Genomic DNA, 20120 nt, shown 5'->3' with positions numbered 1-20120 from the left:
TATGGTTGTTGTAAAAAAATATGCTCAAAATATTACTCAAACATCAGGTCAATATGCTAATCAGAAATATTATCGTACTTGGTCGAATTTAAACAATCTACAATCTGAGGGAGGAGTTAGTCAATGTGGTCAAAGTAATAGTATTAGTACTTATATTGGTGGTAAAACTGGGACTTGGCCTCGTCCAAGTACTATTTCCTTTAAGAACTTCGGTTTTAATATTCCAGATTATGCGAAAATTACTCGTATACGTGTAGGTTATAGTCATTATAAATTAAAAGTAGGTGGAGCATATGGTGTTTTTGCAGCTCCTACAATCACCATATTAAATGCAAAGAATTTATCCAGTAAAGGTTATGCAGTACCTACTAGTAAAAAGAATTTTGTTACCTCTTTTACTACTTCTTTAACTCCTAAGCAGGTAAATGATTATAATTTTGGTTTGAAATTAAATTATCCTGCTAATTCTAGTACTAATATTAGTATTATTCGTTTAAGTGATGTTTGGGTTGAAGTTACTTATTCTGCGGTTAAATTTTCAGTTAATTCATCTGCAGATAATCTTAAACCTCATGTGAATAAACCTGTTGATATTACTTTAGATTTAGCTACTGCATCGAATTTATCGAATTATAACTCGAGTGTGTCAGTTACATTGCCTGCTGGAACGGTTTTTAATGGTAAAATTTCTGGTTGGGGGTCAGTAAGTGTTAAAAATAATGTGTTGACTTGGAATGCTCAGTTATTAAATCAGAAAACTGCATCAGTGACATTTCAAGTGTATTTCACTACAATTGGTACAAAAACACTAAACTTCGTAGAAGACTCATCAGATAGTTCATCTAGACTTATATTGCAAGTCCAGGAAAACACTGCTGAAGTCAATGTCATGTATGATGATGTTGTTAAAGAGTCTGAACCTTTTGAAGCAGTAGTAACGATTTCAGCAGATGAACCTTTAAATGGCTGTGAAGATGTGATTGTCACATTTTCTGACAATTTCACAATAGATTTTGTTGAATCAGAGTATGCTGTTACTAATACGGGTAATGTTTATACTATTTCTCCAGATTTATCTGAGAAAAATGTGAATGAAATTACTTTTACTTTAACATGTAATACTACAGGTAATCATGAATTCACTACTTTGTTTGAAACTATTACAAAGGTATACTCTGTAAAGGTTAGACCTGAGAATTTAACTTTACCTTATTTTGCTAGGTTAATTCTTGATGAAAAAGTTATTGATAGGTTAGGTGATGGTAAAGATTATTTGGTTAGTAGTGTAATGTCATTGAGTTGTTCTGAAGAAAATAGTTCATTATATGATGCTTATGATTATAATTACCGTATAGGTGTTTTTAATGAGAATCCAACTGGATTAGAGACTGATGAGGATTATTTTAGCCATAGTGTATGGTCTGAACCTATCTCTGTGATTAATGATTTTGAAGAAAAATCCATCGCTTTTAAATATTGTGAGGATTATCCGGTTATGATCTTTATTACTGGTGAGTATGTTGAAGCAGATGCAAGTGCAATTAATATCCTATATACTTATCCGTGTATAAGTGAGATTTTATCAGAGGATATGTCTTTAGAAGAACCTGGTTTATTCCCATATCCAGTGAAAGGTTTGCCTTTTGCAGATGATTATTGTGCATGTTTATTAAATAGTTTTAGAACAACTAATCAAGTAAGAGCATATGATATTGACACAAGTGGATTATTAACTGATGATAACTCTATTATACAGGGTGTTAGTGTTAATTTTGATGTTAATATTGATTCTACTATGAGTGTGTTGGTGAGGTTAATAACTGCAGAAGGAAAAATTGGTGAGCGTAGTATTATTGTTAATGAAACGACTGGCTCTTTGGAAATTGGAGGGCAATTTGATTTATGGGGGTTAGATTTTGAAGATTTTAACCCCGAAACACTAGAAAACTGCGAATTGGAAATAGTATTCTTAAATAATTACACTCACGACTCCTATATAGAATTAAATAACCTACATATAACATTCCATTACATTGAGATTACGGATAGTATTATTAAAGCATGGGTAAATGGTATAGATTTAAGATATTATAATGTATTTATTAATGATGTTAAAATTCCTGCGGGGCATAATCTTGATGTTAAGTATTTAGAGATAACTGGGACTGATAGTAATTCTGCTTATCGGTCTAATATATCTCAAAAAGAATTAGAAATTGATTTTGTAGTGCCTGGTTGTGATATTGTAGAAACAAGTCAGTTCATGGAGAGGATATCAAGGCTTTTTTCAAATGATAGGGATAAATTCAATAAACCTATATTAAATACTATTGAATTTAGTCATTTTCCAGGTAGAATTTGGGAGTTTATTATGAAAGATGCTATTGATGCAGATGTAGAATTCAGTACTTATTCCGGTAAAATTAAATTGGTAATTCCTTCTGGTGATAGTCGTAGTACTGATGCAGTAATAACCAATGCTACTGGTGTGAATAGTAGTATGGCTAAAGTTAATCCGGAAATAATATTAATTGCGAATGGGACAACAATAACTATTGTTGAAGAAAATAGTTCTCAAAAATTAATTATTAATGATTCTACATTGAGTGGGGATATGATCCGTATTGATTGTGCAAATCGTACAGTGAATAAATTAGTTCCTCAAGAAGATGGAAGTTTTGTAAATGAGGATATTACGAATAAAGTGGATTTTAATAGTGATTGGTTCTTGATTCAAGGAGAATATCGTTTTAATTGTAATAATACTGCTAATATTCAGTCAATCTCATTTTATGAACGGTGGTAGATAGTTTATGAGTTTTACGATATTAGTTTTAAATCAAGAAGAAGAACCATTATATTATCTTGATTCAGAGCAATGTGATATTGAAAAGACTTCTGAAATAGGTGAATTAAAATCAATTAAACTAGTTTATCCTCTTGGTGATGATATTAACAAGATAAGAAGTCTTTTTAAAATTGGGAATAAAATATGGATTCCTAATGGTGATGATTCTTGTTTGTATGTGATTAATTCTTTTTCGAAGTATGATTTTTGGGAGAATAATCATGTTGAAATTGAAGCTGAAGAAGTGCTTGTAGAGTTAAATTTTGTGGAATTATTCCAGCAGGGAACTGCTGAGACAAGAACAATTAATGCTTCTTTTTTGGAATCTGAGTTTGGAAATTATTTCAATATAGGAACTGTTGAATCATGTATGGGTAGTAGAGGTAAAGTCAGTTTAAACGGAACAATGACTAAACTAGAACTTCTCAGGTATATTGAGGAGGAAACTAGTAATATTTTCATAACTAGGTATGAAAAAGATGCTGAAACTAATGTTATTCATAGGTATCTTGATTTTTTACAACCGAGTCATGCTGGTGTGGAACATGATACTGTTATTGATTTAAGTTTTAATGCTGAAAATATTGAGTATGAAACTGATGAGTCAAATACTTATAGAGGTATTGCCCCAGTATTATCTTTAAAAACTGATGATTCAGCGAATACTATGACTCGACAAGATTTAGGGAAAGTTATTAGTGATTGGAAAGCTTTAGCTGTGAAGAAAGGCGAAACTATTCCTATGATTGTGGAAAAAGAGAATGTTACTAATGCTGATGGTAGTACTACTGTTGTTGAGACTATAACTGCTTATTGGTCTGCTCCTTTTAAGAAGCTTGCTGGTGAATTGTTTATTCGTGATGATGTGAATACTGGTGTGGAATATGAGAAAATCTTATCACGACCAGATGCCGCTACACCAGCTATTACTACTCCTAAGATTGGAACAGTGTCTACAAGTGATACGAACAAGTATTCTATTTATAATGATTGTGCTGTTGCTTTAATTGATAAAAGATATCCTCAGTTAGACTTAGAAGTTGATTTAAAGGATTTAAATCAGATATTATCTGAAAATTCAACATTTAATTTGTATGATAAAGTGTATGTAAAGATACCTGAATATGATTCTTTAATTCGTGCTCAAGTGGGTAAGATAGAAACTGATCCTCATTTGCCTGGTGATACTAAAATTTCTTTGACTAATGCTGAAGTGGGTACTCGTATTAATCAGAAAGCTACAAGTATTTCTGCAAGTGATGTTACTGTTAAAAAAGGAAAATATATTTCTGCAGTCTTGAGTGATGAGAATGGAGCGAAATTAGATAAAAAGGTTTGTTCTATTAGTATTACAAAAGGTGAGTCTACTGTCACTACTACTAAAACTGTGACTAGTACACAAACTGTTGCGAAAAAAGAGGGAAGTGGTGTCCATGTATTCATGAACACTGACAATATTAACAGCAAATCAAAGGATAAAAAATTAATGAATGATATAGCAGAGTATCTTAGAAAAAGAGGGTATAGTGTGACTGTTGGGGGTATTGGTCCAAGTACTCACTATGCAGATATTGGTAAAGTGAAAAAGAATGGTGTATATTTCACATTGTATGGTGGTCTTTGTGCTGGTACACTAAAAGAGCAATGTTATTCTAATCATTATCACTCTGTTTTGAAAAGTAGGAATGCTAAAATGGTTATTGGTTTGTATAATCGTGTGTTAACTGATAAGTTTCTTCCTCGTGCTCATGATGATAATTTTAGTCCATCAAGTTTTAAAGGGTGGAGTAAGCCTCGTAGTAGTTTGTTAAAAGCAGGTATTGGTATTGCAGAGGGTAAATCTGCAAGTGAAATTGCTAATAATTTCCCAGGTTATAAGACTACTCCTAAAACTACTACTGTGACTAAAAAGACTCCTGTGACTACTACTACGACTGAGAAAGGTTGGACAAAAACATATTCTATGAAAACTGATGCTAATGGGGTGTTTAAATTAAAAATAAGTTCCGGTAAAGGTGAGTACACTGTTAAGTATCAGTTTGGAGGAGATATTGAATATGGTGGAAGTACAAGGACTGTGAAATTGAACGTAACCTAAAAGGAGGGGGTTTAATTGATTAAGTTTAGTAAAAATGAAATGAGTAAAGCAAGTAATCAATTAAGAAAAGGTATTAAAGAGAATAAAGGATATTTGTCTAGTATAACAATGATTGACATGTCTGGTAAGAAACATGAAATAAGTAAATCTGAGTATATGGGTTTGTTTGAAGCTCAGAATATTTTTATTAGGAAACATGGTCGTTATCCTAATTATGTAACTTTGAATTCAACAGCAAATAATCCATTGGTGATGGATTATCAGGATAATGCGTATACTTGTGGTCCAACTTCATTATCTATGGGTATTCAGATGTTGTTTGGTTATGTTTCTGAAAAGGAATGTGCGAAAGCCGTTAATACTATTATTGGTAGTGGTACATCACCTTCTGACATGGTAAATGGTGCTAAAAAATTAGGATATTCTTTACATAAGATTAGTCGTAATAAATCTAGTGTTAAAGCACAATTAAGCATGGGTAAACCAGTTATCGCACATATTGACACAAAACCAGCAACATGTTTAGGATACAAGAATAATTACGGTCATTATGTACTTATTTATGGGGCTAATAGTACGGATTATCTTGTTGCAGACCCTACCAAAGGCTTAAAAAAATGTAAATTTAGTGTGTTGGATAAAGCTCAATTAGGTAGAAGTATCAATTATTACAGTGTAGGAATTTTATAAAATTAAGTTTACCCCAACTTGTCCCAAATATATATGCTCTGTTAATATCAAAAATTATTTTTATGTCTCTCATAAATATATTATTTGAGAGTGTGAAAGGTGGATGTTATTTTATGAAACAAGTTATAATCGTTAGAACAGATTTGAAGATGGGTAAAGGAAAGATAGCTGCTCAATGTTGTCATGGTTCTATTGGTTCTTATAAGAAAGCTTCACCTGATAAAATTAAAAAATGGGAAAATGAAGCTTATGCTAAGGTTGTTTTAAAAGTTAAGACTTTAGATGAATTAACTGAACTTAAAAAATTAGCTGATATTAATAAAGTTCCTAATTATCTTGTAGTTGATGCTGGGAGAACTCAGATACCTACATCAAGTGTTACAGTTTTAGCACTTGGTCCTGATGAGGATGAAATAATTGATAAGATAACTGGGGATTTAAAACTTTTATAGGATCTTTATCTATTTAATGGGGGCTATTTTTAATTAAATGTGGTTGTAATTATGAGCATAAAACAGGTTGTTAAAATTGGTGGGAGTTTATTTCCAAATTATGCAATAGAATTAGTAAAAAAACTAAAAAACACTAATTCACTTATAGTTTTAGGTGGAGGCGAATTTGCAAATCTTATTCGTAAATATGACTTAGAAATTAATTTTTCACAAGAAGTTAATCACTGGACTGCTATAGATTGTATGGATATAATTGCTAAGCTTGTTAATGATAAAATTGAGTCTACAAAACTAGCATATTCAATTGAAGATGTTCAAAATATTTCTGATGAAGGTTTTACACCAATTTTTGTAGTTTCAGATTTTTTAAGAAATGAAGATCCTTTTGAATGTTCTTGGGATGTAACTTCAGATTCAATTGCAGCTTATATCTCACACATTCTAAATGCAAAACTTTTAATAGTAACAGATGTAAATGGTATATATACCCAAGAACCTAAAGAGCCAGGTTCAACATTCATAGATAATATTGATGCAAAAACTTTACTAAATTCTCAAGAGTCATCGATTGATGTAATGTTACCGTCTCTTTTATTAAAGTTCGGGACTAATTGTTATGTTGTGAATGGGAAGTACCCTGAAAGGGTGTTATCTTTAATAGATGATAATATATCTGATTATAACTTCGATTACACAAAAATAATAGGTGATTAAAAATGAAAACTGTAGAATGCATTTCATGTAAACAAGAAATTCCATTAACTGGTACATTTGTTGAATTCGAATGTCCTATTTGTGGAGCAAAAATCGCAAGATGTGAAAAATGTCGTACATTTGGTCATGCTTACAAATGTGAATGTGGCTTTGAAGGACCATAGATTTTTAAAATGGAGGAATTAGAATGGGTGAAGTATTAACTACTATGAAAATCATGCCTGATAGTCCAGATGTTGATTTAGCTGCTATTAAAGCTACTATAGAAAGTTCAATGCCAGAAACTGCTAAAATCCATGAGATTGCTGAAGAGCCAATTGCTTTTGGTTTAGTTGCTATTATCTTACAATTCATCACTGAAGATGGTGAAGGTGGATCTGAACCTGTTGAAGAAATGGTTCAAGCTATTGAAGGCGTAGCTAGTATTGAAATTACTGGTGTTGGAAGATTGATGTAGGATTATTTAAATTAATCCTAATTTATTTTATTTTTACTATTTTTCGGATTTTAGTATTATTTTTAAATATTCTAACATTTTTTAAAGTTTAAATTTTTCTGTTATAAAAAGTAGGGTTTGATGTTGTTTTTAAATTTTAGGTTCTATTTTTTTAATAAAAACTCCCATAAAAATCACAAGTAATGGGAAAAATAATCCATAGATTATAAACAATAAACCTGATGAGATTATATCTCCCATAACTGTTGAACTTGCCATTAGCATTATTAGACTAATTACAGGTGCTAAAATAGCAATAAATGTGTAAATCAATATGAATGAGTTTAATTTTTGAGAATATTCCTTCAATTTAATTTGCATATCAAAAGAAATATCTTTAGCAATTATGTCTAAACTATTAGATAAATTACCACCAACTCGTAGTGTGCTAATAATCTGATGTATTGCTCTTGATAATCCTTCTGATTTAATTCTAGTGGACATTTCAAGTAAAGATTCCTCTGTTGGTTTACCAAATTTGATTTCTTCTAGGACTCTTGTAAATTCTTGCGAAAGAGATCCATAATTTGCATTTTTAATTGTTCTTAAGGTATCATGAAGTCCTTTTCCTGATTTTAGTTCAATACTTATATGTCTTAATGCGTAGGGTAGTTCTTGATTTATGTCTGAGTAGTTTCTTTGTTGTTGGATTTGAGGATAATAAATTACAAATACATAAGTCATTAGAATTAATATAAAATATATTGCTGATAGCTCTAAATTTATAAATAATGCAATTATAATGAAGGTTATAATAAGTATTCCAATTATTATTTTATTCATTAAATAAAGAATTAATAATGCTCTAATTTTTTTAAGGAGGGTATTTTCGTTATTGGTGGAGATTATATTTTGTTGTAAATTTAATTTTTGAGTTATCTTAGGGTTAAATCTTTGTTTTTTTTCATTTTGTTTAAATGATAAATTCTTAAGAAAGCCAATGGAGGAGAGGTATATATCTCCAATAGCTATGAAAAATTCTTTCAAAATTTTAATCACCTATAATATGTTATCTAAGACTTTTTTAGAATCTTTGTAATATAATTCTAAAACAGCATTTACTTCTTCAACGGATCGTATATTATAATTCACCATGTGTTTTAAAACGGATTTTCTATTTTCGATTTCTTGATATAATTCGTTAACAGATTTTCCACTTAAATTTGCAATTTGAGATATTGTTCTGCTACTTATACTAATATTGTCAATCGTATCAGTTTCAGGGTTCCATTGGAATATTTTATTTAGTTGAACAACTCCTTCTTCAATTCCAACTATTTCAGCTACTTCACTAATTCTCCTAAAAGATACTCCTGATGGTGTGTAGATTCTATTTTGCATTATTATAAAATCAATAGCTTGAATCATTATTTTTGGTACTGACATAGGTTCATTAGTCAATCTTGTTATAGTTTCTCTTGCATCATTTGAGTGAAGAGTTCCAAATCCTGAATGTCCAGTATTTAGTGCTGTAAATAATGTAATTGCTTCATTTCCTCTTACTTCTCCAACGATTATTCTATCAGGGCGTTGTCTTAAGGAATTTTTAACTAAGTCATCCATAGTTAATTCGCCTTTATTTTTAACATTTCTAGGTCTAGTTTCCATTCTGATAACGTGTTCATGAGGAATTTGAAGTTCTAGGGTGTCTTCAATGGTGATTATTCTTTCTTTAGGGTTGATGAAGGCTGAAAGAGCATTAAGTGTTGTTGTTTTTCCAGAACTTGTTCCTCCAGATATTATTGCATTTGCGGATTTAACTCCTAATCCATCAAAACATAACCAAAAGAATGCTGCTAGTTCAACAGATATGGTTTTTGATTTTATTAAATCAATTATTGTAAATGGGTCTTTTCTAAATTTTCTTATTGTAAGGGATGGTCCATCTGCTGAGATTGGAGGTATTGTGGCGTTTTCTATTTTTTAAACTAGTGGTAATGTAGAGTATATATATTGCTATGATAATAAATATAATTTGTGGTGATTGGTAATGGATAATGATTATGATGTTAGAAATGATGTTTATTTTACTGGTTATTTTAGTGGAAGTTCTGCAAATGAGATATCTGAGGAAAAATATGCAAAAGAAATAGCTAAATTATGTAAAGCTATCGATATGGAATTTGGAAGTCTTATTGAGAAATGTCAAATTCAGCAAAGAACTAAAATAGTGCCTAATGAAGATAATCCGAATGAGTCTTATTTAATTGAATTTGATGCTAATAACCCTAACTCTTTGGCTAAAATAGCACAAGATAAATTTGTTGATTTCTGTAAAGATAAAGACAATAGTAATGTAACTATTAATAATGGAGTAATTGTTATTAGGACTTTTCTAAAGAGTTACGATATTGATTTGCCTAAATGGACTCCATTAGAAGAGAAATATGATGATTGGACACCATTAACGAAAGAAGATTTTATTTTTGTTATGAAAGATTCGTCTTTACCTCATCAATCACTTATAACTTTTATGTTATCTACTGGTATTAGGATAGGGGATTGTTTAACTTTTACTATTAGGGATTTTATGGAAGCTACTAGTGATAGTCATGAATTTAAAGATGTTAATGATTTTATTGATAATGCTCCCGATGATATGTTGGGTTATTGGGAATTTGAACCTAAAAAAACTAGTAGATATAATATTAAATGTGCTACAGTTAATTCTGCTGAATCTAGCAACTACATATTACAAAACCTTCGACGAATAAAAAACCAGTATTTGCCTAGAAAAAGTAAACGATTGAAAAAAGAACTAAAAATATCAAAAGATGATGCTTTATTTGGCTCTCATCATAAGATGTATAAAGAACCAATGACTGTAAAAAGTATTACTGACCAATTTACATTAAAAAGCCATAAGTTGCATGAATGGAGAGTAAGCCAAATTAAGAATCAGATTGCTCAAGGAGAATGTAGTGAAGAAGATTTTGAGCTATTGGAAAAAGAGATACCTAGATTTCATGCACATGGTTGTAGAAAATACTTTATTAATGTTCTTGATAAGAAATGTCCTGATTCTAGATTGAGAAGTTTAATGGAAGGGCATAAACCACCTAGTAAAAATGACCCATCTTATGTGAAAAAGTCTAAAAAAGATGTTATGGATGTTTATAAGGATAGTTTATGGGAATCTTTGACTTTGGAAAATATTGATGCTAGAGTTATGACTAGTAAAGAAGGAGAAGAACTTAAGAAAGAACTAGCTGATGTGAAAGCTCAATTGGAAGCTCAAAAGAAAATTGGAAACATCAATATTCAAGTAGAAGAAGATATTTGGAAAGTTCTCTTTAGTTATTATCGTTCAAAGCATGGTATGGTAGAAAAATACATTGAAGAAGGGGAATTTGAAATTAAAGACTATAAAAAAGAAGCTGATGTTTTATGTCAATATGCTTTAGAATTTGCTATTAAAGATGTTATTAATTTTAATGCAGATGATAAAGAATATCTTGAAAGTTTGTTTGATAAGGCAAGAGCAGTTAATGAATTGTACCCTGATAATTTCGATGAAGTATATGAAAAGGCTTCTTCTCATTATTCAGATAGTGTCCATATAAGTGATGAATTGAAGCTAAAAGTTAATAAGATTTTAGTAGCATCTTCTAAATATGGTTATGTTGAGGAAATTGTTCGTTCTAATTATAAACTTGCTGAAAAAAGTGTTATTAGGTATTTAGATGAAAATCCTTTAACTATGGAAGAATTAGAAGATGAAAATTTAGTTAAAGATATACTACTTGAAGTAATTAATGGAATTTAAAATAATGCCTCGTAAAAAGGTAATTTGTGTAAAATGAGCTTTTATAATCTCCTTTTATCTCATTTTATCTTTCTAATATCTTTTTTACTTGCCTCATTATTTCCACTATTACTGCAATTTTGGATAATATTTCCCATAAAAATAGCTTCAGCAACACACTTTTATTTTTCCTTATTTTAATGCAAAGTGCTTTATTAATCGATTGATTGCTTAATTGCTCGATTTCATAATTTCTTTGTTGTAAGTACCGTCAGATAGGTATAGCCATATTTTTTGTTTTTCATGTCTATGTAATTTTGATTTTATATGTACTTTATATATGTATCTTAAATAATCGATAAATTGGTTTATTAAATTTGTAAACTAATTAATCAACTATGGAATTATGCAATCATATTTTCATTTGGTGGCGGGGAGTGGTGTTTGAAATTTATTATTTTTTGGTCTTATTTAATTCTTCCAGTAGCTTTAATCCTAATTCCGTATTTTGATATAATCTGCCTTTAATATTATCTTCATTTAAACAAAACACTATCCCTTTTACTTTTAAATCATGCAGTGCATTTGATATTTGTGTTATTCTCATCCCACTTTCTTTAACAATTTCTGTTGGCATTTTGTATTCCAAACTGATAATTTTTACACAGTTCAAACGAGCTGGAGAAACTTTTATATAACCTATCAACGACCAAAAATTTTGTTTTGATTCTTTTTCACTCATATTTATTTGTTATATTCTTTATTAACTACTTTAATAGTTAAATAAAGGTTCTTAATCGTTCTTAATTAATATTTATAATTCATAATGCTTCGGTTTAAACACAATTTTTATATATTATTATAGAGATAGTTATACATACAAAATTTAAATTTTGTAAAAAAATTGATATGGAAGATTAATCTCATGAATAAGTATCATTATTTGATTTGCCATAGACTTCCAGAAAGGAGTTTTTTCTTTAAAGGACGTCAATTTCCAGTATGTTCAAGGTGTACGGGAATTTATATTGGTTTTTTTATTTCAATATTATTTAAGTATCTTAAATTATTTTCATTACCTAATAATTTTCTTATTTGCTTTATTCTAACTTTTCCATTATTATTGGATGGATTTACACAATTTTTTAAATTAAGAGAAAGTAATAATCGGTTGCGATTGATTACTGGATTAATGTTTGGCTTAAGTTATCTTTTTATATAGGTGCTAATAATGGAAGATGAAGGATTTTCATATATTATTGGTTGTTGTATAACTGCTCCGATATTATTTTTTATTATATGTAATTTTGGTGTTACTGCTCCTTTTTCCAGCCCTTTTAATTGGGTACTGGTAATTTTAATAGGCATTGTTTTATCTATTTCAATATCATTTCTGATTTCAAAAATGGGGAATGACTCAACTATATCAAATGATTCAGATTTAGGGATGTATGGGCTTTGTTGTTTATTGCCAGTAATGTGTGGAATAATTTATTATATGGCTTCTTCATTTTATTTCGTTGATGCTGTTGTTTATGTTGTTTTAGGATTTGCTGTTTTAGTATTATTGTTGTTTGTTTTTTATTCAAAAAACTAAAGGGGATTTTTACATGTCTGATTCTGATTTATCTGATTCACAAAAAGTTATTTGTTGTATATTACCCATGTTTTTGGTAATTTTATATATTCTTACTGCATTTTTAGGTATTGGAGGCAATTTTTTCATTCCTCAAACATTAATTACGATAGGTACATATTTATTTGTTGCAGTAATACTGTATTTTATATTTTCTATGATTACAGATTCAGATAAAAAAAGCGCATTATTTTGCTTCATTCCTTTAATTGGCATTTTTATTATTGGAGCGTATATTAGTGCTTTTGTTCCTTATACAGACCCCATGTCAATGTTAATTTATATTATAGTAATTGTGGTGATTATAATAGCTGGATTTTTTAAATTATCTGAATAAATAAGTTTAAGAGGTTATTATGGAAGATATAATAGAATACATCAACAATTCAGGGTATCGAGCTAAAGTAATCAAATCATTAGGTAATGATTCAAAATTCCCATCAAAAATAGCTAAAGAAACTCAGATACCACAAAATCAAGTAAGTTCAATATTAAAAGGACTAATTGAAAAAGAAATTGCTGAAGTAATTAATCCTGAAGTTCGTAAAGGTCGTACTTATCGTTTAACTGAATATGGGCTTGATATGCTGGATAAATTACAATAGGCTTTTTTTGAACATAAGATGCATTAGTGGTGTATCTGTTATTTTTCCATGTTTGTGTTATTGAGGCTTGGAAAAGGTAAATTATGACTAAAGCTCTATTTTTATATCTTTATTATCGCCTAATTGATTATTCAATTACTTGCTTAATTAATTAATCACTTAATTGCATATTTATCTTTGGAATTAAAGGTATGATAATAACTGATGATATACTTTTGTGTCTGTTAATGGTTTTACTAAAACTTTTTGCCTAGTGGATTGATGGTCTGATTGTTGTGAAACTAAGTTTCACTACTAAAGTTGTTTGATGTGGTGAAATTTTGCCAAAAATGGGGCAATTCTAGACTTCTAGAGTATTAGGTTTATAAGTCTAGACGATGGAGCATCGGCGGTTCGGCGGAACAGCGGGTCTTTATGATTTCATAGAGTTTGCCCCATACTCACCTACATACACATATAATAAAAAAATCAGCTAATAAAAAAAATATTTTGTCATTTTTTCGTATATGTGGCTGTTCTCTAGGTGTAGTAAAAGAAGTGTTTTGGCGGGGATTTATGGCAAAAAGAAGAAGGAGAGTTAGCTAGACTTCATGTCATCTAAGTCTAGAACTCTAGATTTTCTTTATTCATTATCTTCGTTATCACTCGGTTTTATTTCTTCCCATAACTCACAATATTCTGGTGCTTTGTAAAGTTTTGGGTAAATTGTAACAGAATTTTTATATCCTTCAACACTAGCTAATTTAGTCGTCCAGCTACTATCTAATTCGAATACTTCACGAATTTCAGAAGCTAAATATTTAGCATTTATTAGTCCATTTGTATCAATATGACTTATAGAGTATCCTTCACAATTTGCAACACGAATGATTAATTTATTTAGTTCTTTTGCCACGACTGGCTCTTCAGAACCAATGTCTTTATCAGAATATTTGACTAATTTGGGTAATATATGGGAAATAGGGTCTGTATGTCTACCTAATAGCTCTCTTGTTTCTTCCTCATCAACTCGAGCTTTAAAGTCCTTACCTTCAGTAATCATTTTTTTGTAAGCTTCAATACCATTATAAATTAACCATTCCATTTCTTGTGGGTCGGATAATATTTCATTAAGGAGATTAGGGTTCATCTTTTCTGTATTTCGAAATCGGTTACGAAACTCAAATATGATTGCTCGTTGTACGATAGCTTCTTCTATCCCATCTTTAAACTTTGGAATATTATTGCAGAAAAGAATCATGTCTGGAACTTCTTCTTTAGGAATAAGGTATTTATCTTTACCTTTTGGCTCAACAGGTATATCATCATATCCTGTTATTGATTTTAACATTCCAGTATCTTCAATAGGTTTTTCAGGCGAATCACTTACAATATTAACTTGTTTGTTCTCTAAATGTGCTGTTGCAAATCTGTTGTCAGGTGTAAGCTCTTGTAATTGTAACTTACCTACTTTATCCATTCCAAAAATGCTTGTGATTAAATTACTGGCTACACCTTTACCAGCTCCAGGAATGCCTGAAAAAATAAAAAAAGCATTTAATGGATTCCCACTTGTTAAAATATATCCAACCATTTCTAAAAACCCTTGCACTAGTTCATCTATGTTGATTTCTTCTGATTCCTTATTTGGTTTTGGTAGTGAAGTTTTCAGAAAATATTCTACTTTGCTTCCTTTAGCTTGGGGATTATAATTGTGTGGAACTTCAATTAATGTAAATACTGGCTCATCATTAGCTGATATTACTTTGAAATTAGTCATATCATATAAACAATTGTTAAATTTAACAATGTTGTATTTTGGTCTTTTTCTTTCAGCAATGAATCCAATAGCTTCTTCAACATCTTTAGAATGCACTAAATCTTCATTATTAAATATGTCATTGTCTAGTCCAATCACAATGTCATCTATATCTACAGAATTATATCCATTAGTATTTTTATCTAATAAATATGGAGTATTTATTCCTCTTCGCAATATCATTCCATTTTCTTTTAGATAATGTCCTAATTTCCGTCGAGCAGTTCGTACTTGTACATTATCGCTTGAAAATATTTTAAACAACTCTTGTTCTGCATTTAATTTTTTTGTTGCTGTAATGGAAGAGTCATTATTTTTAAAATACTGTTTTAACTTTTGGAAGAATAGCTTAGGAACTGTAATCTCTTCGTCATCTAAAAAATCTACAATAGTTTTTGATTCGTCTCTTGATATTTTAAATAATTGTTTGTTATACTTAAATTCAAAAGTTATTATATTCTCATTGTCAGTTTTTCTAATAAATGCTCCTTGTAATTTGTTGAAGTTTAACTCAAGGTCTACTCCATCAAATATTTCAGAGAACATAATCCATTTATCTGTATGATTTTCATAAACAATAACTTCTATAGTCCTATCTTCAAGTTTAAATGGTTTTACTTTGGTTTCAGTAGGTTTATCATAATAACCAAAGTTATTTTTGAAGTAATCGATTACAGTTTCTTTACCTTCAAAGTTAGGTAATTCTTTTATCCCTTTTATTAAATGTCGTAATCCACATAATTTTTTCATGTCTTTGCTATAGGCATACTTGATGCTTCCAGCAATTGTATCTGCATAGTCGCTAGATTGTGGGTCATGTAACTCTTTGAAGATGTTCTCTACTTCTTCCCGCTTAAACCCGCTCCGTCGCAATACATGGATAGTTCTGTAGCCGATTTCATTCCTATGTCCGTTAATGTATACTTTACCAATATTTTCTTTTAGTTCTTTATTATCTGAACCAAAGGTATAATTGGGGTTCGCAAATTCATCATTGTAGTTGTCATAGGATTCATTTTCAGTTGCTGTAGCAATAGCTTCTTTAACAATAGCTAACTCCATAAATGTTTTAGTATTTGATTTTTTATCTACAATATTTGGAAGATAATCTGATTTAGCATGCAATAAATGTTGGATAGCTGTAGAATAGTCTTCATTTATGTTGATGAAGTTGCTGTGAAGTTTACTTGTGGTGTGTTGTGAACATGGCAATCGCTGAAGACCTTTATTCCGATTCAATACTACATAATCAATACTGGATTCATTGATTGATTTATCTAATATTGTTGTTTCAATAGCTTCAGCTAAAGATAATATGAAAAGTTTGGGGTCATTGTTTATCTTATCGGTGAAAGATAGCTCATCTAGTGGTATCCTAATATGTAAACCTTTGCTTCCAGACCAATTTACAGTTACATCAACTCCATGTTCTGTGAAATAGTTTGCTACCTTCATTGCATCTTCAAATGGCTCTTTCAAGTAACCATTCTCAATCTTTTTATAAAAATAGCTTTGAATTTCTTCATCGGTTAATCCAGCTAATCGCTCCGCTTCGTAATTGCTTAAGTAATCAAGCAATTTCGTTCGTTCGTCATCAGTTAAATCTGATATGTCTTGGTTTTTTTCGTATTTTGCAATAGCTGAACTAACTTCAGAGTCTGTTATGTCGTTAAGTGTGTGGGTTAATTCCCATTCTAATCGGTTTTCTGTGCTTAAGTCAAAGTCAAAAAATATCGTTCGTAGTGTACCAACTACATCATCATTGATTGATGTATATATCTCAATGTATTTATCTTCATTATTACAGTTGATTGCATAATCTACTAATTTCTCTGCATTATTTGCAGGTTCTATCCAATAGCTTCTTCTCTTTTCGTTGATTGGATAAAACAAATTTTCATAGATTGATTCTAATTGCTTATAATATTGATTTGAATCGTTTCGTCGTGAATTTGATTCAGTAACGGTTTCTGTAACCATATTTTATCATCTCCTATGGTTAATTGCTTAGTTAATTAAGCAATCAATTACGCAATTACTTGCTTAAGTATTCCACTACTTAAAAGAACAATTTAGTGTTTGTAACCATATTGGTAGAAATATTTATAAATATCAGAAAAGAAACAGTTACATTGTACTAAGTTGGTAACTGTTCTTCATGTTCATGGAGAACAACACCATAATGTTCTTTTTCTTAAAAATTAATTTTTATTACGTGTTCATGTTATTTTATTTATAATGCGTAATCTTCAAGCATTTGGTTTAATGATTCCATATCTTTAATTAACTGTGTTGATATATCTACTATCTCTTCTAAAAAGAGTTGACTATCTTCTTTAGATTCAGTTATATCTTTACATAAATCACCCATTATTTCACTAGTTGGGCAATTTTCTAGTTTTATTAACAATTTTCGTATATTTGCTAACTCAAATTTATAATTGACAATTAACATATTATAAAAAGCCAAATCATCTTCAAGATTAACAACCTTTTCGAAAGTGTTCATATATCATCAACTCTTTTATTAACTTCATATTCATATAATCTTGCTAACCCTATACGCATTATTGATGTTGGAGTTAGTAACAATTTCTTTTGTAAAAAATCTAACATTTCTTCCATTTCTTCAGTTTTTCTAATAGTTATTGGATTATTATTGTGTTTAACAGTCATAATAAATTCTCCCTATTAATTTTTGTTATAGTTTGTATTCTAAATTCTAACAAATATAAAAAGAAGATAGACTTTTTTTAGTAGTTACTTAACTCAATTGATTCTTAATGTATCGCCTCCAATTTCATTTTTTACTATATATGCAACCTTGCATTATAGTGTAGATGGTATGTATGTGATTTAAGTAATTTATAAGTATTAGTTTTTCGTTATTTTGCGAATTTGTTTCTATTATTGCGAGTATTGTATATTTATATAGGTTCTATTTTTTCGCATTTTTGCGAATAATTTTTTCGTGTATTTTTTTATTATCAAAATGTATTTTAGATAAGTTATTAAAAATATATTATAATGAAGCAGAAATTATCTAATGATATTATTTTTGAGGTGTGTAGTTCATCAAATCTTTTACATAAAGCTATAATTAGTTTTCTTTTTACTACTGGATTAGAGCATAATATGATTAGAAATTTGAAAATTAAAGATTTATTATCTTCTTGTAGTGAATATGTGGATGATGGTGAAAGTATTGATGATTTGTTAAATAAAAATCCATTAGATATTGTCTCATGTTGGCAAATATCCGATAAGTCAAATGTCTGTATTGCTTTTAATACTCCTGAAACGACTAAATATTTATTTGATTATTTAAAAGATAGAAAAAAATATGTTGATTTAACTGAAGAGAGTTATTTATTTAAAAATTATGATAAAAATAAAACTCCTATCGTTGATGAAAAACCATTAAATAAAGATTTTATCACGAAAGAATTAAGTCGCAAGAAAAGGGAATTAAATAAATTTCATAATGGTGATATGGTACTGTTTAATGCAAGCAATATTGGACACACATTTGTTAAAATATGTGAAGAACATTTGTCATTAAAGGGTTCTGATAAAAATGAATTAATTGACTTATTTCAAGCTAATACAACTGACCAAAATAAGTTCTATAATAAAGATATTAAGAGATATTACTTGGATTTGGTGCAATATTTAACAATAGATTCGACACATGCTATTTACAATAATGTAAATAATGATGATGGGGAAGTAGAAGATAATTATGACGATTCTGAATTTGATATTAAGCAAAAGATTATCTCTTATTATATGAATAATATTAAAAAAGGACATAAAGTGGATTATGATGAATATAATAGGTTATGTGGTATTGTATATGATTTAGCTATATATTATAGAGATTCTAAATATCATACTTTCATTCTTAATGATGATTCATTGGATGTTTATTTTAAAAAAGCTAAAGTCCAAGTTTTAATTGAAGATTATGGTGATGAAATTTATATTTTAGTTGATGAAGACAGCGTTAATGTTAAAATTAATGAGATTAAGCATTTGATTGATAAGATTGGCATTCGTTATACAGTTTACATTGAGGATAATCAGTTAGATAATGTATTAAAAGAATATTTGACTTATCATACTCTTGATTATGGTGAATTTGTTGTTAATTCATCTGTTATAAAAGATATTATAGATATATGTATTGATGGTTTTTGCATGAATTGATTGTTAATAGGTCAGCAATGTTTCTAAATAGCTGTAAGACAAGTAATCATTTTGATAATTATATATGTAAGACAACTAGCTAAAAAAACAACATGTTGAATGAACCTAGAGTCATATATATTGAATGGGGGGGGTTCTTAGTGCTTATTTTCAAGAATTGCAAGTTATTTTTTCGCCATTGGGTATATTTCACTTATTTTCAGTTGCTCTGGTGCAATAGCTGTTGATTTCTTGCTTGCTTACATGATTAATTGATTGATTAATTACATGGGCAACTGCTAATGTGGTGGTGTTGCAATAGCTTCAGCAGTTATGGTAGTAGTGGTGCTGTTGGGCATAGTTGCTGAAAAGATTTGATGATATTTAATAACAATGTTATTAGGATGTCGAATTGACTTGCCAAAAAGGAAGGAAAATGCTTCTTTTTGCGATTTAATTTTTTTAGGCATTCCTAAATCATCAAAAAAATGTAAGCAATTTTTAACATTTTATAGAAGTGTTCAAAAATTACTCGAAATTTTGAATTATGAAGTCAAATAAAAAAATTAACTAAATATTGTAAAGAAACTTTCCACTTTAACATACAGAAACTAAACAGTTGAAGTTGGGGTACCCCATGAGGTATACTCAATCGGAGACCAATGCTTCAAGATTACATATTATTGCTTGAACATATAGTTATCACAGCACATCCATTAAATTTTCAGTCATCTCTATCATTAAATTAAAAAGTCAATTAATTATTCAATCACTTAATCAATTAAGTAAATAATTAATTAACCATATCTGTGAAAATATGATAAAAAATAGTGGAGCGACCCATGAATCA

The 20120-nt window shown here is 29.4% G+C and carries 18 protein-coding genes and 1 pseudogene; 13 read left to right on the top strand and 6 right to left on the bottom strand.

Annotated features, from left to right (window positions below; genetic code table 11):
- Window position 1: 1 nt before the first annotated feature.
- The 7 genes from ACI389_RS02240 (at window position 2) to ACI389_RS02210 (ending at window position 7259) form a co-directional block, all read left to right on the top strand.
- Window positions 2-2806 (top strand): phage distal tail protein, encoded by a 2805-nt coding sequence (locus tag ACI389_RS02240; protein ID WP_439779920.1) that lies wholly within the window; start codon window positions 2-4, stop codon window positions 2804-2806.
- Between the two features lie 7 nt (window positions 2807-2813).
- Entirely contained in the window at window positions 2814-4946 is a 2133-nt protein-coding gene (locus ACI389_RS02235) for a hypothetical protein (RefSeq protein ID WP_439779919.1), read from the top strand.
- A 15-nt stretch (window positions 4947-4961) separates the two neighbouring features.
- Window positions 4962-5636 carry a C39 family peptidase gene (locus tag ACI389_RS02230; RefSeq protein ID WP_439779918.1) on the top strand — a complete coding sequence of 225 codons (675 nt, stop codon included), beginning with the start codon at window positions 4962-4964 and terminating at the stop codon, window positions 5634-5636.
- A gap of 113 nt (window positions 5637-5749) precedes the next feature.
- Window positions 5750-6088, top strand: a complete 339-nt coding sequence (gene pth2, locus ACI389_RS02225; RefSeq protein WP_439779917.1) for an aminoacyl-tRNA hydrolase — start codon at window positions 5750-5752, stop codon at window positions 6086-6088.
- A gap of 57 nt (window positions 6089-6145) precedes the next feature.
- Window positions 6146-6802 carry an amino acid kinase family protein gene (locus ACI389_RS02220; protein ID WP_439780053.1) on the top strand — a complete coding sequence of 219 codons (657 nt, stop codon included), beginning with the start codon at window positions 6146-6148 and terminating at the stop codon, window positions 6800-6802.
- 2 nt (window positions 6803-6804) lie between these two features.
- Window positions 6805-6966, top strand: a complete 162-nt coding sequence (locus tag ACI389_RS02215) for a zinc finger domain-containing protein (RefSeq protein WP_091699076.1) — start codon at window positions 6805-6807, stop codon at window positions 6964-6966.
- A 23-nt stretch (window positions 6967-6989) separates the two neighbouring features.
- On the top strand, window positions 6990-7259 hold the full coding sequence (locus ACI389_RS02210; protein ID WP_439779916.1) for an elongation factor 1-beta: 270 nt from the start codon (window positions 6990-6992) through the stop codon (window positions 7257-7259).
- A gap of 129 nt (window positions 7260-7388) precedes the next feature.
- Here ACI389_RS02210 and ACI389_RS02205 read toward each other — a convergent pair whose 3' ends face one another.
- Window positions 7389-7982, bottom strand: coding sequence for a type II secretion system F family protein (locus tag ACI389_RS02205; protein WP_439779915.1), 594 nt, complete (start codon window positions 7980-7982; stop codon window positions 7389-7391).
- Window positions 7983-8297: 315 nt separating this feature from the next.
- Window positions 8298-9212, bottom strand: a pseudogene (locus tag ACI389_RS02200) (CpaF family protein); the annotation flags it as partial.
- Between the two features lie 76 nt (window positions 9213-9288).
- Between ACI389_RS02200 and ACI389_RS02195 the strand changes: the two are divergent.
- Entirely contained in the window at window positions 9289-11064 is a 1776-nt protein-coding gene (locus tag ACI389_RS02195) for a hypothetical protein (RefSeq protein ID WP_439779914.1), read from the top strand.
- Between the two features lie 433 nt (window positions 11065-11497).
- Here ACI389_RS02195 and ACI389_RS02190 read toward each other — a convergent pair whose 3' ends face one another.
- The gene (locus ACI389_RS02190; RefSeq protein WP_439779913.1) at window positions 11498-11785 is read right to left on the bottom strand and encodes a MarR family transcriptional regulator; all 288 of its coding nucleotides are present in this window, start codon (window positions 11783-11785) and stop codon (window positions 11498-11500) included.
- A gap of 183 nt (window positions 11786-11968) precedes the next feature.
- On the opposite strand from ACI389_RS02190, the gene ACI389_RS02185 reads away from it, so the two are divergent.
- The 4 genes from ACI389_RS02185 to ACI389_RS02170 are packed head-to-tail and all read left to right on the top strand — an operon-like array spanning window position 11969 to window position 13284.
- The gene (locus ACI389_RS02185) at window positions 11969-12265 is read left to right on the top strand and encodes a DUF2085 domain-containing protein (protein ID WP_439780052.1); all 297 of its coding nucleotides are present in this window, start codon (window positions 11969-11971) and stop codon (window positions 12263-12265) included.
- A gap of 9 nt (window positions 12266-12274) precedes the next feature.
- Window positions 12275-12640, top strand: a complete 366-nt coding sequence (locus ACI389_RS02180; RefSeq protein WP_439779912.1) for a hypothetical protein — start codon at window positions 12275-12277, stop codon at window positions 12638-12640.
- 13 nt (window positions 12641-12653) lie between these two features.
- On the top strand, window positions 12654-13016 hold the full coding sequence (locus tag ACI389_RS02175) for a hypothetical protein (protein WP_439779911.1): 363 nt from the start codon (window positions 12654-12656) through the stop codon (window positions 13014-13016).
- Window positions 13017-13035: 19 nt separating this feature from the next.
- On the top strand, window positions 13036-13284 hold the full coding sequence (locus tag ACI389_RS02170) for a transcriptional regulator (protein ID WP_439779910.1): 249 nt from the start codon (window positions 13036-13038) through the stop codon (window positions 13282-13284).
- 622 nt (window positions 13285-13906) lie between these two features.
- Here the strand turns inward: ACI389_RS02170 and ACI389_RS02165 are convergent.
- From ACI389_RS02165 to ACI389_RS02155, 3 genes are all read right to left on the bottom strand, one after another.
- Window positions 13907-17062 (bottom strand): DUF5906 domain-containing protein, encoded by a 3156-nt coding sequence (locus ACI389_RS02165; RefSeq protein WP_439779909.1) that lies wholly within the window; start codon window positions 17060-17062, stop codon window positions 13907-13909.
- Between the two features lie 253 nt (window positions 17063-17315).
- Window positions 17316-17591: a hypothetical protein gene (locus tag ACI389_RS02160; RefSeq protein ID WP_439779908.1), complete on the bottom strand. Its 276-nt coding sequence runs from the start codon at window positions 17589-17591 to the stop codon at window positions 17316-17318.
- Window positions 17588-17758 (bottom strand): hypothetical protein, encoded by a 171-nt coding sequence (locus ACI389_RS02155; RefSeq protein WP_439779907.1) that lies wholly within the window; start codon window positions 17756-17758, stop codon window positions 17588-17590. Before ACI389_RS02155 ends, ACI389_RS02160 begins: the two co-directional genes overlap by 4 nt.
- Window positions 17759-18109: 351 nt before the next feature.
- Here ACI389_RS02155 and ACI389_RS02150 point away from each other — a divergent pair, with 351 nt between their 5' ends.
- Window positions 18110-19291 (top strand): hypothetical protein, encoded by a 1182-nt coding sequence (locus ACI389_RS02150; RefSeq protein ID WP_439779906.1) that lies wholly within the window; start codon window positions 18110-18112, stop codon window positions 19289-19291.
- The last annotated feature ends 829 nt before the right edge of the window (window positions 19292-20120 follow it).

The sequence above is a fragment of the Methanobrevibacter sp. genome (assembly GCF_051877095.1).
GTDB lineage: Archaea > Methanobacteriota > Methanobacteria > Methanobacteriales > Methanobacteriaceae > Methanocatella.
Note: the sequence above shows the minus strand (reverse complement) of the source record. Positions and strands in the feature narration are given on the sequence as shown.